General features: G+C 31.4%; 15 protein-coding genes. 4 read left to right on the top strand and 11 right to left on the bottom strand.

What is annotated here, in order from left to right; all coding sequences use genetic code 11:
* Positions 1 to 3: 3 nt before the first annotated feature.
* From rplS to WAF17_RS05750, 3 genes are all read right to left on the bottom strand, one after another.
* Positions 4 to 384, bottom strand: coding sequence for a 50S ribosomal protein L19 (rplS, locus tag WAF17_RS05760; RefSeq protein WP_338767415.1), 381 nt, complete (start codon positions 382 to 384; stop codon positions 4 to 6).
* A 359-nt stretch (positions 385 to 743) separates the two neighbouring features.
* A complete protein-coding gene (locus WAF17_RS05755) occupies positions 744 to 1,307 on the bottom strand; it encodes a DUF2452 domain-containing protein (protein ID WP_338767412.1) in 564 nt (187 codons plus the stop codon).
* A 110-nt stretch (positions 1,308 to 1,417) separates the two neighbouring features.
* Positions 1,418 to 1,816 (bottom strand): hypothetical protein, encoded by a 399-nt coding sequence (locus tag WAF17_RS05750; RefSeq protein ID WP_338767409.1) that lies wholly within the window; start codon positions 1,814 to 1,816, stop codon positions 1,418 to 1,420.
* Between the two features lie 160 nt (positions 1,817 to 1,976).
* Here WAF17_RS05750 and WAF17_RS05745 point away from each other — a divergent pair, with 160 nt between their 5' ends.
* Positions 1,977 to 3,155: a 5-(carboxyamino)imidazole ribonucleotide synthase gene (locus tag WAF17_RS05745; protein ID WP_338767406.1), complete on the top strand. Its 1,179-nt coding sequence runs from the start codon at positions 1,977 to 1,979 to the stop codon at positions 3,153 to 3,155.
* Between the two features lie 189 nt (positions 3,156 to 3,344).
* Positions 3,345 to 3,974, top strand: a complete 630-nt coding sequence (locus WAF17_RS05740; protein WP_338767403.1) for a C40 family peptidase — start codon at positions 3,345 to 3,347, stop codon at positions 3,972 to 3,974.
* Between the two features lie 163 nt (positions 3,975 to 4,137).
* Here the strand turns inward: WAF17_RS05740 and WAF17_RS05735 are convergent, their stop codons facing one another.
* The 5 genes from WAF17_RS05735 to WAF17_RS05715 all read right to left on the bottom strand — a co-directional run bounded on the left by WAF17_RS05735 (position 4,138) and on the right by WAF17_RS05715 (position 8,570).
* On the bottom strand, positions 4,138 to 4,530 hold the full coding sequence (locus WAF17_RS05735; protein ID WP_338767400.1) for an HIT family protein: 393 nt from the start codon (positions 4,528 to 4,530) through the stop codon (positions 4,138 to 4,140).
* A 124-nt stretch (positions 4,531 to 4,654) separates the two neighbouring features.
* Entirely contained in the window at positions 4,655 to 5,131 is a 477-nt protein-coding gene (greA, locus tag WAF17_RS05730; RefSeq protein ID WP_338767397.1) for a transcription elongation factor GreA, read from the bottom strand.
* Between the two features lie 177 nt (positions 5,132 to 5,308).
* Entirely contained in the window at positions 5,309 to 6,136 is an 828-nt protein-coding gene (locus WAF17_RS05725) for a hypothetical protein (RefSeq protein ID WP_338767395.1), read from the bottom strand.
* Positions 6,137 to 6,393: 257 nt separating this feature from the next.
* A complete protein-coding gene (locus tag WAF17_RS05720; RefSeq protein ID WP_338767392.1) occupies positions 6,394 to 7,650 on the bottom strand; it encodes an ABC transporter permease in 1,257 nt (418 codons plus the stop codon).
* 161 nt (positions 7,651 to 7,811) lie between these two features.
* Complete coding sequence (locus WAF17_RS05715; RefSeq protein ID WP_338767389.1) at positions 7,812 to 8,570, bottom strand: RDD family protein; 759 nt, start codon at positions 8,568 to 8,570, stop codon at positions 7,812 to 7,814.
* Positions 8,571 to 8,733: 163 nt separating this feature from the next.
* Between WAF17_RS05715 and WAF17_RS05710 the strand changes: the two genes are divergently transcribed.
* Complete coding sequence (locus WAF17_RS05710) at positions 8,734 to 10,587, top strand: stage II sporulation protein M (RefSeq protein ID WP_338767386.1); 1,854 nt, start codon at positions 8,734 to 8,736, stop codon at positions 10,585 to 10,587.
* A gap of 163 nt (positions 10,588 to 10,750) precedes the next feature.
* Here WAF17_RS05710 and WAF17_RS05705 read toward each other — a convergent pair whose 3' ends face one another.
* The 3 genes from WAF17_RS05705 to WAF17_RS05695 all read right to left on the bottom strand — a co-directional run bounded on the left by WAF17_RS05705 (position 10,751) and on the right by WAF17_RS05695 (position 14,785).
* A complete protein-coding gene (locus WAF17_RS05705) occupies positions 10,751 to 11,260 on the bottom strand; it encodes a hypothetical protein (RefSeq protein WP_338767383.1) in 510 nt (169 codons plus the stop codon).
* Between the two features lie 497 nt (positions 11,261 to 11,757).
* Positions 11,758 to 12,462, bottom strand: a complete 705-nt coding sequence (locus tag WAF17_RS05700; RefSeq protein WP_338767380.1) for an SDR family oxidoreductase — start codon at positions 12,460 to 12,462, stop codon at positions 11,758 to 11,760.
* A 175-nt stretch (positions 12,463 to 12,637) separates the two neighbouring features.
* Entirely contained in the window at positions 12,638 to 14,785 is a 2,148-nt protein-coding gene (locus WAF17_RS05695) for an OstA-like protein (protein ID WP_338767378.1), read from the bottom strand.
* Between the two features lie 198 nt (positions 14,786 to 14,983).
* Here WAF17_RS05695 and WAF17_RS05690 point away from each other — a divergent pair, with 198 nt between their 5' ends.
* The gene (locus WAF17_RS05690) at positions 14,984 to 15,253 is read left to right on the top strand and encodes a hypothetical protein (protein WP_338767375.1); all 270 of its coding nucleotides are present in this window, start codon (positions 14,984 to 14,986) and stop codon (positions 15,251 to 15,253) included.
* Positions 15,254 to 15,626: the final 373 nt, after the last annotated feature.

The raw sequence follows: 15,626 nt of genomic DNA, 5'->3' as shown, positions 1-15,626 counted from the left end.
AAATTAAGCCTGTGAAGCAGTATAGTTACCACGACGCTCTTTGATACGAGCTGCTTTACCCATACGACCACGTAAGTAATAAATTCTTGCTCTACGTACTTTACCACGACGAACCATTTCAACTCCATCTACATTTGGAGAAAGAAGTGGGAAGATACGCTCAACACCAACACCGTTAGAAACTTTACGTACTGTAAATGTTTCACCATTTGTATTAGGGTTTTTGCGTTGAATAACTACGCCTTGGTATTGCTGAATACGCTCTTTATCGCCTTCTTTGATACGAACTTTTACGTTTACTGTATCACCAGCACGAAATTGAGGAAATTTTTTACGAGCTTCTGCGTTAGAAGCTTCGACCATCTGAATGAATTGATTTCTCATTAGAAATAAATTGGATAAGTTTGAAATAAAGAGTTTGATAGACAATTAAATTCCTCAAAGTATATTTCAAGAGCTTGGGTTAAAAATAATTTTGGCTTTGAATGATTTTCATAATCATTTATCAGAAAGTAATTTTCTAAATAAAGACAGTCCAAAACGAAATTTTATTAGCAAGTTTTATTGTCATTGGTGGAGATGCCAACAACGGCAAAAAAAACAAGATAAGGGAAAATGTTGGAGGCTGTGCTCTTCAAAACGAACCACAAAGATAGAGTTTTTTATTTGTCTTTGCAAAAAAATGTTATTAAATACAAAAGAAAATTGCCGTTTTTGGAGTTCACAAACCAAAAATTCTCTTGTTAAATATCAATATTATTCTCATTCTCTTCTTCACTTTCTTTATTATCTCTAATAACTTTCCATGTTCTATCAGCTAACAACAGCACTTCTGCCATAAAAGTAAGTTTCGAACTTCTTCCCCATTGGTCTGGTGCAATCATGGAAAGAACTTTTTCGCCTGTTTTAGGGCGTTCATAAAGGAAATAGGTATGATTTACAAGTGGCTCAAAACCCATATCAGCATTATAAATTTCTAATGAAATTTGAGTTCTTGACTGAATTTCATTTGCTTGTTTTGCCAATAGATTTATTTGTTCTTTTATTTGGTCAAGCTGCATTTCGGTTTGTTGTTCCATAGCAGCAAGTGCCTTACTTTTCATAATTCCTTTTTCAGTCGGAACTATAATAGCTCCTCCAACTGTATGAGCGTAAGGCAAAAGCCCAGGGTTTTCGGCTATTTTATCAGCATCAATTGGATTAACAAAGTTTTCGAATTTTTGCTTTTGTTTTTCGTCAAAAAACTGGTTTTCTTCTTTTTCTTGATTTTTGTTCTCCTTTTTGTCGCTCATAAGTAAAGTATTCAAAATAAATGAATTTTAGTTTAGTCAAATTTTATTGTTTATCTTTTTATTCTTAAAAGTTAAACGATTTTGTTTTTACTAACTTTCTGAATCATTTTTTTGTTTGACAAATTTTAATCTAACCATTTCTCTACCTCTTGCATCTCTGTAAAGAATTTTACTTTAATTTTTGTTTTTCGATTTGCTATCACAACAGCATCTTCGAAAACGCTTGTTTCGAATCCCATTTTTTCCACTAAAAAAGCGTGTTTTTCAAGTCCATACTCTTCTGCATCAGGATACCACATGTGTTCAATATACATCAGTGTTTCTTCAGGAGGAAGATTTATTTGTGTAAAATCATCTATCCACATCAAAACATCATTTTTTCGCATAAATTTCAATCCTGTTTTATAAGCAGATAAAGCTTCTTCTGTCAAGACTGTTCCACGCCAATGACAACGTAAGTATTTTTTTTCTTCTTCAAAATGAATCTCTACATGAGAATCTGTATAAATAATTGAGTTTTCCATAGTGCTACTTTTTCAAGTTGGTTATTTTTAAATGGCTATTTTTTTTAGAATATAATTGCTAGTTTTGAGTTACAAAATTACATAACTCTACTCAATTTGAAAGAATAAGAAATAGAATTATGCTAGAAAAAAAAATTATTACTAAAACGAATTTGTAATTATGGAACAGAAAAAAGTAGGTATTTTAGGAGGTGGACAGCTTGGCAGAATGTTGATTTCTCCAGCAATTGATTTAGACATTGAATTACATTTTTTAGAAAACGATTCCGATGCGCCCTGCTCTGCCGTTTCAAAGAATTTCCACAAAGGAGATATTACAAATGAACAAGATGTTTTAGGTTTTGGTCGTCAGATGGACGTTATTTCTATAGAAATTGAAAAAGTTTCGGCTGATGCACTTGAACAGTTGGAAAAAGAAGGTAAAAAAGTATTTCCTCAACCTGCTATCATTCGTTTGATTCAAGATAAAAGACTACAAAAACAATTCTACAAAGACAATCATATTCCAACTTCTGATTTTGTCTTGATAGATAATAAAGAAGAATTAATAAAATACTTGACAGAAAAAACTAAGAGTGATTCAAATTTGTTTCCGATTGTTCAGAAATTAGGCAAAGATGGCTATGATGGAAAAGGTGTTCAGATTCTGAAAAACGTAGAAGATGCAAAGCAAAACGGTTTTGAAGCTCCCTCGCTTTTAGAAGAAAAAGTAGATATTGAAAAAGAAATTTCTGTGATTGTAGCACGAAATGAAAAAGGAGAAATAGCTGTTTTTGATGCTGTCGAAATGGTTGTTAATGAAAAATATAATTTGCTTGATTATTTGTTAGCACCAGCACAAATTACGGAAAGTCAGAAAGAAGAATCTATTCGTTTAGCTAAAGAAGTCATTGAAAAATTAGGAAATAAGGAAGGAATAAATGGGATGGTAGGTCTTTTAGCTGTTGAACTTTTTATAGATAAGAAGGGAAATATTTTAGTTAATGAAGTTGCTCCACGCCCTCATAATAGTGGACACCACACCATAGAAGCCTCCACAACTTCTCAATATGCTCAACATTTACGTTCTATCCTGAACTTGCCTTTAGGAAAAACTACGCTTCGAAGCTCGGCAGCTATTTTGAACTTAATAGGAGAAGAAAATCATACAGGTAAACCATTTTATGAAGGATTAGATAAATTATTGGACTTAGAAAATGTCTATCCTCATATTTATGGAAAAAAAATAACAAAACCAGCACGAAAGATGGGACATATTACCATTTTGGGAAATGATGTAGATTCAATTAAGGAAAAAATAGATAAAGTAAAGAGTAGTATTCGTGTGATTACAAAATAGAAAAGTAAAATTATTAATATTCAATCAAATCATAGATTTCTTTTTAAAAGACAGTAAAAAACATCTAAAGTTATATTTTATTTAGATTTATTCTAATTAACAGGTCTTTTGGCAAGGCGTTTGCAATATTCTTAGTAAGAATTATACAAAACAAAGTTTGTTTTGAACACTCACTAAAAAGAAATTATTATGACTACTATTCGCAATTACGTTTTATCAGCTGTATTGTTAGTTTCTGTTTTTGGTTGTGCTGCTTTTTCTCAAAACGAGAATGTAAATAACAATGAAGCAAAAGTTTTTTCGGCTTCTGAGGCTTCTAGTATTGGAGAAGACAAAGTTATAAGCATTAAAAATACGGAAGATAATAAGACAGTAGAAAAAGAAAATATTGATTCAGAAAGACAGGAGTTTGTAAACTCTGTTTTAGAAATGGCAACTTCTTTAGAAGGCGTTCCTTATGTTTATGCAGGAAAATCGCCAAAAGGTTTTGACTGTTCAGGATTTGTTTATTATGTATTCAAAAATCATAATATTGCTCTTCCTGCTTCTTCAAGAATGTATGACAAAGTAGGCAAAACTATAAGCCTAGAAAATGCTAAAGAAGGAGATATTATCTGTTTCACAGGAACTGACCCAAATATTGACCGTACTGGACACGTCGGAATTGTAGTAGAAAACAAAAAGAATGAACCTATTAAATTTATTCATGCTACTTCTGGAAAAAGATATTCAGTAGCTTACAGTACGCTTTCAAAAGATGGAAAAGGACATTATGCAAAACGCTTTCGTTCTATCCGTAGAGTTGCTCCAAAGAAATAAAAACAATTCTGTCAAATTACAAAAAATGCTCTATTTCATTTATTTGAAATAGAGCATTTTTACGTCAAAATTTAATATTTTTCATAGTTATATAAAATTCTTTATGCCGTTGTTGGTGTTTTAGTGTAGCGAAACTAACAGCCAAGCAACACCACATTTTTGATTAGACAAAATTCTGACGAATCTTTTCTGTTGTATTTTGAAATTCTTCTTGACTAAATTCTGGACGTTTTTTTGAAAAATCTAAATCCGAAATTTCATTAATTGGAACTAAATGAACGTGTGTGTGTGGCACTTCTAAGCCAACAACAGCTACTCCGATACGATTACAAGAAATAGATTTTTTCATTGCTAAAGCCACTTTTTTAGAAAAAAGCATTAATTCAGAAAGCTCTGTATCGGCAAGGTCAAAAATATAATCGTTTTCTTTTTTGGGAACACACAAAACATGTCCTTCTTTTAATGGACGAACGTCTAAAAAAGCGAGGTGTTTTTCATCTTCCAAAATTTTATAAGAAGGAATCTCTCCGTTGATAATTTTTGTGAAAATAGACATAGTTAATTACGAATTATGACTTGCCAAAGCGACGAAGTCAATTAAAAATTACGATTTAAAAATTATACAAGGTAAATTATTTGAGAGTATGTAATTTCATTAATCACTTACCATTAATCATTATTTATCTAGTAATTTCTAGAATTTCAAATTTCATTTTTCCTCTTGGAGCATCTATTTCTGCTGTGTCGCCTACTTTTTTTCCTAAAAGACCTTTTCCAATAGGAGATAAAACAGAAATTTTGTTTTGTTTTAAATCTGATTCTTCTTCTGCAACGATTGTATATTGCAAGACTAATTTTTTGTTAGCCGAATTTCTGATTTTTACTTTCGAAAGAATAGAAACTTTTGACGTATCAATTTGAGACTCATCAAGAATACGAGCATTACTGATTGTTGTTTCTAGCTTTGATATTTTCATTTCTAGCATTCCTTGTGCATCTTTCGCTGCATCATATTCTGCATTTTCCCTCAAATCGCCTTTGTCTCTTGCCTCTGAAATCTCTGCAGCAATGTTTGCTCTTCCTTTTGTTTTGAGGTGTAAAAGTTCTTGTTGTAATTCGTCGTATTTTTCTTTTGTAAAATATGATATGTTTGCCATAATTCTGAAATTTTATAATTTATTTTTTTATCAAAAAAAAGAACACACCAAATCTATGAGAAGTTTGGCGTGAACCTATTATGATTGTACGTTTTTTGCTAATTTATAAGTACAAAGATACTAAAAACACATTAAAATTGATGTAATTTATCTACTTGAATTTTATAATTTTAGTAATTACATTTTTTTAGTACCCTCTGTTTTTTCTTTTTCCTTGTTATTCATAATTGCCTTGGGTTGATTGAGCTGTATTTTTTCTACGGTTACAATTTTCCCTTTTTCATTTTTGTCTAATCGCCAACTTAGTGTTCCGTCAGATAGACGAATAAGTTTTGCGACCCCCAAAATTTCTAATGTATTACGGTCTTTCACTTGCAAAGTAGCTGTATCTGCCTCTACCGTACCAGAAAGAGAGTAATTATACTGACAATCTACGCCATAACAATGCGTTCCCAAAACTTCTTTTCCAACTTGATTGAGTTGAATCAAAACTTTTTTTCCGTCAAAATTCCATTCCCAATCTCCCTTAAAGTCAGCATATTTGGGTTGATTATTTTGCATCAATACCATTTCTTCAAGCTGTTTTGTCATTGGTTTGAAGGTAAGCTTAATTATAGAAGACTTTGCTGAATAATTTACAAATTGTACTGTAAGCGAATCAGAACTTTTGTTTTCAATCTCAAAAACCCAGTAATAGGCATTTCCAGCTTCATTACTCAAAACTAAAGTATGATTTGTTTCTATAAAAAAACCTTTTAGGCTATCTAAGCCTAATAAATTCCGTGCATCATATTTTCCATTTTTGTCAAATGAAATTTGCTGTGCGCCCTGTTTGAATAATTTAGAGGTAATTTTGGAAGAAACACTCGTGTCTTGTTCTGTCATTCGTTCCAAATACCATTTTGTGCCTTTCAAGTTGTTGAGCGAAGTAGCCCAAACGTATCCATTACAAAAAAATAAAAGACCAATTAAAGATAAAAAAAATAAGTATTTTGTAGTTTTCATTTAATAAAAATAAAGGTAAAATTTAGTGTGCTAATATATTTGTGAGTTATAACTTAACATTCTTTTGAAGAACTTATCAAACAAGAAAAATTAAGTAATAGTTCTCACAAAGATACTGTGTTTTTATGTAGGATATTTTTTAAAATCTGAATTTAGATTTATTATAATCAATATTTGAACGTAATATGTAGATTTTTGTTAAAAAAAACAAAAGTCAAGCATTTAAATCTTCAAAGTATTTTCTTGTAAAAGTTAAATTATTCATAACGTAAAGACTCAATAGGGTCTAACTTAGAAGCTTTATAGGCAGGATAAACACCAGCAGCTAGTCCTACAAGAACGCAAATTATGATGCCACCAATCATCCAAAGCCAAGGAATAATAAATTGAGCATCTGCGCTTCCAATAATTTTGGCGACTCCGTTTCCTAATGTAATACCCAAAAAAATGCCAAATAATCCACCCAGTAAGCAAATAACGATTGCTTCGATTAAAAATTGCCTTCTGATTTGTTTGGCAGAAGCTCCAATGGCTTTTCTGATTCCTATTTCTCGTGTTCGTTCGGTAACAGAAACAAGCATAATATTCATTAGTCCGATAGATGCTCCTAATAATGTCAGAAATCCTATTCCAGCACCTCCTATACGTAATATTCCTGTTGTTTCTCCTAAAGAAGAAGCTAATGATTCGCTACTAGAAACTTCGAAAGATGATTTTTGAGTAAGTTTGTCTCCTCTAATTATTCTCATGAGTCCTGTTGCTTCTCCCATCAATGCTTCCGTTTGGGCAGGGTTTTTTACGCCAATCGTAATTGTATAAGAAAGTTGTCTGTCATTTCCCAAAATATTTGCCATCGGTAGAGGAATCAAAACACTTCTATTGGTACTTGACGAACTTCCTATGCCTCCCTCATCTTTTAAAAGACCAATAACCGTAAAACCATATCCTTTTACTAAGATACGTTTTCCGATAGGCGAGTTTCCTTTAAAGAGAGTTTCATTTATTTCTTTTCCAATAATAGCAAATTGACTTCCTCTTTGAATATCTATTGAAGTAAAATTTCTACCTTCTTCAATTTCAAAGCCATTTACTAAATTATAATTTTCATCAATACCAACGACAGAAGAATTTGGGTTTGTTTTTTCAGATTGATATTTTACTTCTGTTCCAAAACTCACTCTTGTATAAATAGTAACTGCATCTTCCGAACTGACACTCTCACTAAAACGTTTTTCGAATGCCATTACTTCATTGTATTTCAATGGACTTTCTATTTTCTCTACTACTCCACGACGACGAGAACGCATATTATTATCTTTATCTTTGACATCAAAAGAGTTAGCTCCCAAATCTGAAAGACCAGAAGTAATATTTTGTTCGATACCGTCAATAGCTGTCAGAATACCTACTAGAGCAGTAATTCCGATAGCAATAAGCGAAATAGTAAGAAGAGAGCGCAGCCAATTATCACGAGTAGCACGTAGAGCTTCGGCAGTATTTTGAGCTAAATTCATAAATTATTCAAAACTATTTTTTTGGTGGATATTACTATTACTAAGATACTACTCTATTAGTTTGAATAAACTTGATTTATTACAGGAAGGTGTAATTTTTAGCTTTTTAGTGCTGGAAATATTCAGATAAAATTTTCTCTTGCTTATCTATTCTACAAAAATTATCTTGTCAGAACGATATAATCCTGCAATACAGTATGTAAAAACTGCTTTGTTTGTTGTGGACTTGAAAATTTTTCTTGAGAAATATCTAATTTTTGTGCTGTTAAGAGTGCTGTCTTTTGAAGTAATTTATAAGTCTCTTTTTGTTTTGGAAAACGACTTGCACGATTGAGAATTGTTTTGATAGCAAGCATATCATCCTCTGAAAACACTGTAACACGCTCATAAGTAGGTTCATAATTTCTAAAAGAGCGAATATTGAGAAGTTCTTTCATATTTACGTGTTGCGTTGATTTTACTTTAATGACTGTTGTTCCTGCCAAAATATCTCCCAAACGCTGTCCTTTTTCAGTTCCTGTAACCAACAAAACAGCTAAAGCTCCTGATGAGAGAACAATATCAACAAAACGAAACGACCAACGCATAAAATAATCTGAAAGAGAAGGAATATCTCCATTTAGTTTGACCACACGAATCCCCATAGCTCGTTTGCCAATGCTTTGTCCGTTGAAAATAATTTCACAAAACATGGAATAAAAAAGCCACAAAGGCAAAATCACTAAAAAACTAAAAAAAGCATAAGCTACTTCTGACCAACCAACTACATAAAGTAACCAACTGAAAAGTAGATATAAAACAATATTGACAAGAATAAGTATAGCCAAATCTATAATCCAAGCAATGATACGTTGAACGGTAGAAGGCAGTTCGTATTCAATGGTTACGTTTTGAGAAGTGCGAATAGAAATGGTTTTCATATATTTACAGAGTATTTTTTGATTATCTAACCTTATATTTTAATTTTTTGCAACAAATGAAAGGTTTTAGATTACAAATTAAGAAATTAATTAGTATTTTGTAGTCTATATATAAAATGATGACAAAATAATTGGCAGCGCAATTTTATAAAAATTATAAAAAATGAGAGAAAATACTTTTATAGAACAAAATAAGGAAAAATGGCAAGACTTTGAGCAATTACTCAAAGAAAAACAACGTAATCCAGACAAACTTAGTGAATCTTTTGTCGAAATTACAGATGACCTTTCTTATGCACGTACGTTTTACCCAAATCGTTCGGTACGTTTATATCTCAACGGAATTGCTCAACAAATATTTAGAGATGTCTATAAAAACAAGCGTGTCAGATGGCAAAAACTTTTAGATTTTTGGACAACTGATTTACCAGCTACTATGTATATGATTCGAAAAGACCTTTTGGTTGCTTTTCTTATTTTCTTTGGTGCTTTACTGATTGGTATTTTTTCTACTGTACAAGACCCAGATTTTGTAAATGTTATTTTGGGAGAGAGATATGTACAGATGACAGAAGAAAATATTGCTAAAGGTGATCCGATGGCTGTTTATAAAGGAAGTAATGAGATAACTATGTTTTTTCAAATTACTTTTAATAATTTAAGAGTAGCATTTATGAGCTTTGTGATGGGTGCGCTTTTTTGTGTCGGAAGTATTTTTGTAGCTATTTATAATGGAATAATGGTTGGGTCTTTTCAATATTTTTTTTACGAAAAAGATGTTTTGATAGATTCTATGTTTGCCATTTGGTTACACGGAACACTTGAGATTTCGGCGATTGTTGTTGCTACGGCAGCAGGAATTACGATGGGAAAAGGATTATTGTTTCCCAAAACACTTAGCCGTTTAGAGTCTTTTCAGATTAGTGCTAGGCGTGGAATGAAGGTAATGGTAGGGCTTGTTCCTGTTATTATTTTGGCTGGGTTTATTGAGAGTTTTCTTACTCGTTATACTGAAGTGCCTTTGGTAGTTCGTGGTACGCTTATTTTGCTTTCCTTTGCTTTTATGTTAGGTTATTTTGTGATTTATCCATATGTTTTGGTAAAGACTAAAAAAATAAAATTACCTGTCCAAAAACTTCCTGAAACTAATGAAGATAGTGAATTTGAGCTTTTTCAGATACGAACATTAGGCAATATTCTGACAGAATCAATGATGATTCATAGAAGGCATTTTGTTCCTATTTTTAATATTTGTGCAGCAATGCTTTTTCCACTAGCTATCGGGATGTATCTTTTAGTCTTTAAAGATATTTCAAATTTTGATTTTCCTCGTGATTTGGAATATAAACTAGAAGAGTATTATTTATTAATTGTAACAGGAAATTATATACAAAGTATTCCTTTTATGATAGTACATACCTTGATTTGGACACTTGCAGTTACCTTTCCATATTATTTTTTCTCTGAAACGGTTGCTCAAGAATCTAGGAAAATAGAGTGGTCTCTTAATGGCTTTGGAAGTTTTTTACTTAAAAATGGTTACAAATCACTTCTAGTTGTCGTTTTGGTAAAAGTTATTATTTTTTCTAGTCCCTATATGATTTTTGTAGCTTTATTAGTTATACCACTATTTCTTTTTTGGTTGTTTACTTGGACAACTCACACAAATAATCCTTTCAAAGCTTTTGGAAAAGCATTAAAACTATTTTTCTTTCAGCCCATCGATAGTTTTATGATGATGGCAATTACTCTTATGGTGGGTTCTGTTTATTATGTTCTTATTAATTCTCCTTTGAGTGGTTTCTTTATTTCTGTTTTGGAAATGCACTTTTTGGAAGGTGAAACATTTGCACTCAAGATTGTACAAGTATTTTATTTTGCTAGTCTGATTACTGGAATGTTTCTGATTGTTCCTTTGTTTATTTATTCTATCGGAATGCAGTATTTTAGTATAATGGAACGTGCTGAAAACACAACATTAAAAGAACGTATTGCAGCGATAGAAGTGGAGAATTAAATTTGTTTGAAATATTTTATAAACTAAAAACACCTTCAAATTGCATTAATTTGAAGGTGTTTTTGAAACTCTATTTTTTAGGCTTAACGACCTTTTTTTATTCTACCTTTTGGAACACTACTCCCAACTGGGGCTTTATCTTTGGAACACTACGATTAACGGGCTAAAAAGCTATAACCCAATTGTTTTCTAAAGAACAATGAACTTTACATATGTCTTCTAGACTTTGATTCATTAGTAATGAATCACACGGAACACAATTTGTGTTCATACTTTTATAATAGAAAAAGTAACTAAGCCTTCTGCCACAAGTATTGTATATTTTCTTATTTGGTGTGTAAAAGATAGACTCATTATCAGAGATTATATCTACAAAATTTTGAATAGATGATTGAACATTAGAAGGTACATTTTCAATGAGTCTTCCTATGCGATCTCCTTCTATGTAGTAGTCACCTAGTTGCCTAAGTGCCCCTCGGTTTGTTCTAGACATCATAACATGACGATTAGAATCGCTTACTATTTTTATAAAGGGTTGTATAACCTCATGCTCATGCTGCACTATATAAAGATGGTTTTTAGCAGCAATAATAGCCTCTTTATTTGTAAGTCTATTACAAGCAGACTGCATAAATATAAAGAATATTAACAATGCTCTAGTGTATGTACTCATTTTAACTATTTTGTAATATAGATTAATTAAATTTTCCTCTAAAGCCGTTGTTGGTCTTTAGTTTCGGCTTGCCGTTACGATGACCAACAACAAACATACCCTCACAAACCTACTAACTTCCCACAAAACCAAAAAACTCAAATCAAAAAAAAACAGATTTTTATCCAAATTCTTCCATATAATGAGTCAGAAAAGGATAGGTAGTTATATCATCAAATTCATAGAAATTATATGAACCTCTGCTGTCCCTCGCAAGATTTAAAATGGTTCTCGCTTGGCTTTGCCTAGTGAGTTATATGTATTCGGCTTGTAGCCGTGTATTTGAAGTTTCAATATACTAAAATTTCACTCATTCATTTTTAAAGGCGATAATGGATTGGTACTACTGTAATGATAATAACTTTCTTCGGTTACTATATTCGCATCAAATAGAACACCTTCAAATTAATATAATCTGAAGGTGTTTTTTTGATTGTATAGAAGTTTATTTTACTTTTTTACTGTGGATTTGTTGCCCAAACAGTTGCATCAGTAACAAAACCTACATTATTCATAGAAAGTAAAGAGGAAATTGTATGAGCAATTTCAGTTCCGTGAAGTTTGCTTTCATTTTCTTTATCTTGGTTCATACCAACTTTATCAAAAAATGGTGTTACTACCTCACTAGGATTTATTTGCATTACTCTAACGTTATGTTTACGAAGTTCGGCACGCCAACACTCTGTCATAGCAGCTAGTGCAAACTTACTAGAACAATAAGCTGTTCCGTTTGCAAAACCTTTTTGAGAAGCCGTAGAAGCAATATTTATAATATTTCCAGTGTTTTCTTTTTGGAAATGTTTGGCAGCTTCTTTTCCTACCATAAACGCACCTTTTACATTTACTTCCCAAGTTTTTGTAAAATCTTCAACAGAAGTATCTACCAATGCTCCAAAACTACCAATTCCTGCATTATTTATAACTACATTAACTCCACCCATTTCTTTGAGAGCTTTTTCAAAAAGATTTTTTACATCTTCTTCTTTCGAAACATCTGCTGTTGTTCCTTTTATTCCTAATTCTGATATTGTTTTCTCAACATCTTTTTCAGTTCTGGCACAAATAAAAACATCTGCTCCTTGCTCTTTTAGAAGTTTGGCTGTTTCATAACCAATTCCCGTACTTCCACCTGTCAAGATTACTTTTGCGTCTTTGATATTCATAAAAAATGAGGATAATTTAATTGTTGATTAAAATTTATTCTATCCAAAGAATTTTACGCAGGTATTGTTTTAATTTTTAGTGTTAAATAACGAAATACATTCTAAACACAGAGAGTGAAAATATTTTTTTACGATAAAATAAAACATTGAACTCAAAGCGAAATTTTTCCGTAATCTAAAACTCATATATTTCTTTCCAAGGCTTTACAGGGTTTGGGTTTGATATTATTTCTCCTGTTTCTTCATCTACTTCTATTTTTATTTTTTGTCCAGTCGTGATTTTCTTAATCTTAAATTTGGGTAATTCTTGCGTATAATAAAAAGGCTGGTTGGGCTTATAGATTTCTGTATCCATATTATAAAACGGAACAACTACATAACCATACAATCTAAATTCTTCTGGTAAATCTTTTTTGTTTTGAGGATAAACATATAAGAAAAACTCATTTTCAAGATTTTTTGCTGGTAGTTTTGGGTTGTAATATGTCAATTTTGTCTTATCTTCACTTAAATAAACACCAAAAAAATCATTATCTATGATTCTTCTTCCATCTATATTTTTTACTTTATAGGTGTTTTTGGCAGCTTCCTCTGGGTTTCTTCCCTGCATAATCATTTTGTAGGTAGGTTTTTCTTCGATGCGCCATTCAAAATTTCCAAGTTCTGAATTTTTCTTTGTAATAAGCTGTGGAGGAATTACTTTTCCTTCGGGCTGTTGTAAAAAAAGAATTTCTTCTAGCTCGTTATCTGAAATAAATTTCATAATAATACTACTGCACTTTATATAGTTCATTCCTTTCAGAGTAGTTTCTTCGTCTTTCTTTTCTTCTACCATAAAATAAATACTCTCACCATTTCCATCAACATTTACTCGTTTTATGTAACCACTATCAAAAACGGCGAGTAAATCCCGACCTTTTATCTGATTAAACTGCCCAAAAACATCAGCCGAAATAACAAAGGCTTTTTCTGTAATGGTCATTGAATCAACAGTATTATCTCTTAGTTTGGCTTTTATTCTTGTACCTGAAAGTTGATTTGAAGTATTCCATAAAACAGGGTCGTAATCAAAATAGATAGTCGAATCTTCTAAGTCATAATTTAGAGAATCACAAATTCCTTGTAAATCTCGTTTATAAATCTTGACATTTCTATATGCATAAAAACGCTGTTGGGCTGCCACACTATCGTTCATTGCAATCAACGTATCGGCTGAAATATAAAGCGTATCACTTTTGAAAGGCTTTACTAAAAGAGCATCTCCATAAGCATCCAAACGGCTATTTATTCCATCATAATATGCCTCATCTCCAAAAATGGTAACATTTTCTTTTTTATAATAAAGCTGTACGTTTTCTTTAAAAACACCTTTTTCTGTAAGGTTATCATAATCAATAAAGTTTGCAGAAATAATATAATCTCGGTTCTCTACACGTGTGGCTACATTAGCTCCTTCTGCTGTCTTCAAAATTCCTGTTTGAGCATTGATTTGAGTTCCTTTTACAGCATTGATTGTTCCGTCTTTATTAATGATTTTTCCTTCTGAATCAAAAAATACAGTTTTTGTAACTGTATTGTAAGCCACCGAATCGGCTATTAGTTGTTGGTCTGGACTAAGAGCCTGTACATTCCCACGAAAAGTAGCAATTCTAGAGTTTGTATTATAATATCCTCTATCACTTGTCAGTCGTGAGGTTTTGTCTGTAACTACTCCACCTTCAAAATAATTAGCTGTTTTTGTTTTTATATTATAATTTAGTTTTCGTGTACGGACTGTTTTTTCTTGGTCTTGTAAAACTACATTTCCTCTTACTTTAGCTAATTTCGTATAACCATCATAATAAAGAGTATCGCCAACAAGTGTAAGACTATCTTGCTCTACAAAACGAATATTTCCAAAAGCTTCAATCTGATTTCTATCAATATATTGAAAAACACTATCGGCATACATAACTGTATTTCTTTGCTTAAACTGAACTTGTCCACGCTCGTCTTTCCTCAGAATACGTATTTTTTCTCCATTTGGAAGTACATCTCCCTCCAAAACACCTGCTTTCAAAAGCTCTATTTTTGATAAAGTTTGTGTTGTATCTTCAATGGTTTCTAAAGTAGGTTTTTTTTCTATGGTTTTGTTAGTTGCTCCATTAGTTGATTTTTGGGCAAAAGAGTTTTGAGAAAAAAATCCTAAAAAAATAAATACTATAATAAATAAAAATCTCATAAATTGATAGAATAAAGATTTACTTGCGAGGATACAAGCAACGGTAGTATTTTTATTTATGACCAAGTTATAGATAACTTTCGCCATTGCTCGTATCCTCATGAGCGATTGTTTAAGTTTAATGAGTTTACAAAGTTACTCTATTTTAATTCCATTTTTAATAAATCAACTTAGAAAAGATGATAATTTGTATTTACTTAAAGATTGATAAACCTATTTAACGGACTTTTTTCTAAACCTTGCTTTTTAACAATACGTACTTTACTACATACCTATTTACCATTTAAACTCCCAGTTCAGATGAATAACCTCAGTGACAAAAATAACGGCTACGCACTTTTTTGTAAGCGATGGAATATAGAAGATGTCAAAAAAGTAGAAGAGATGTATCACTTAGAAGACTTGAAAGCCTTTTTGCCAGATGAACCCACAGAAAAAGATAAAGTAGCCTTGAATAGCGTTTTAGGAGCAAGTTTTGATAATTTTTATGGCTATATGGATTACCAAAAGTCCACCAATACATTTGAGCTTATTATGCAATGGCGTGAAAAAACAGGAAAATTTGAGTAGATTTTTTATTGTGTGTTCAATTTCCCAGAATTGAATAAAAAACGATTCTTTATAAGCATTTTTATTAAAGAACTATTCGCTTCTAAAAAATCCTATAAGTTCGTTTCTGGGAAAACGAACACACATAATTTCCTTTAACACAGTTTTGAAAAAAAGACTTGATAGCTTCAATATCTAAATTTAGATGTAATTGACCTCGTTTTCATATCTACTACTACTGCATTTCGATAAAAATACAGTTTTTACTAGCTGATATTTTTGTAAATCTAAAATAAAACTAAGGTATAAAGTGTTTTCTTTAGATGATAAAGCATTTAAAAACACAATTTTAACTTTTGAGAAACGTTATTTTTTTATAATAAAGATAAAAAAT

The organism is Bernardetia sp. ABR2-2B (genome assembly GCF_037126435.1).
Lineage (GTDB): Bacteria > Bacteroidota > Bacteroidia > Cytophagales > Bernardetiaceae > Bernardetia.
This window is presented reverse-complemented; position numbering and strand designations above follow the sequence as displayed.

Bases quoted from the DNA above. Each gene is read 5' to 3' on its own strand.
- WAF17_RS05715 (WP_338767389.1), bottom strand. From the start codon at position 8,570: ATGAAAACCATTTCTATTCGCACTTCTCAAAACGTAACCATTGAATAC.
- WAF17_RS05690 (WP_338767375.1), top strand. From the start codon at position 14,984: ATGAATAACCTCAGTGACAAAAATAACGGCTACGCACTTTTTTGTAAG.
- WAF17_RS05740 (WP_338767403.1), top strand. From the start codon at position 3,345: ATGACTACTATTCGCAATTACGTTTTATCAGCTGTATTGTTAGTTTCT.
- WAF17_RS05725 (WP_338767395.1), bottom strand. From the start codon at position 6,136: ATGAAAACTACAAAATACTTATTTTTTTTATCTTTAATTGGTCTTTTA.
- WAF17_RS05720 (WP_338767392.1), bottom strand. From the start codon at position 7,650: ATGAATTTAGCTCAAAATACTGCCGAAGCTCTACGTGCTACTCGTGAT.
- rplS (WP_338767415.1), bottom strand. From the start codon at position 384: ATGAGAAATCAATTCATTCAGATGGTCGAAGCTTCTAACGCAGAAGCT.
- WAF17_RS05710 (WP_338767386.1), top strand. From the start codon at position 8,734: ATGAGAGAAAATACTTTTATAGAACAAAATAAGGAAAAATGGCAAGAC.
- WAF17_RS05700 (WP_338767380.1), bottom strand. From the start codon at position 12,462: ATGAATATCAAAGACGCAAAAGTAATCTTGACAGGTGGAAGTACGGGA.
- greA (WP_338767397.1), bottom strand. From the start codon at position 5,131: ATGGCAAACATATCATATTTTACAAAAGAAAAATACGACGAATTACAA.
- WAF17_RS05750 (WP_338767409.1), bottom strand. From the start codon at position 1,816: ATGGAAAACTCAATTATTTATACAGATTCTCATGTAGAGATTCATTTT.
- WAF17_RS05735 (WP_338767400.1), bottom strand. From the start codon at position 4,530: ATGTCTATTTTCACAAAAATTATCAACGGAGAGATTCCTTCTTATAAA.
- WAF17_RS05695 (WP_338767378.1), bottom strand. From the start codon at position 14,785: ATGAGGATACGAGCAATGGCGAAAGTTATCTATAACTTGGTCATAAAT.
- WAF17_RS05705 (WP_338767383.1), bottom strand. From the start codon at position 11,260: ATGAGTACATACACTAGAGCATTGTTAATATTCTTTATATTTATGCAG.
- WAF17_RS05745 (WP_338767406.1), top strand. From the start codon at position 1,977: ATGGAACAGAAAAAAGTAGGTATTTTAGGAGGTGGACAGCTTGGCAGA.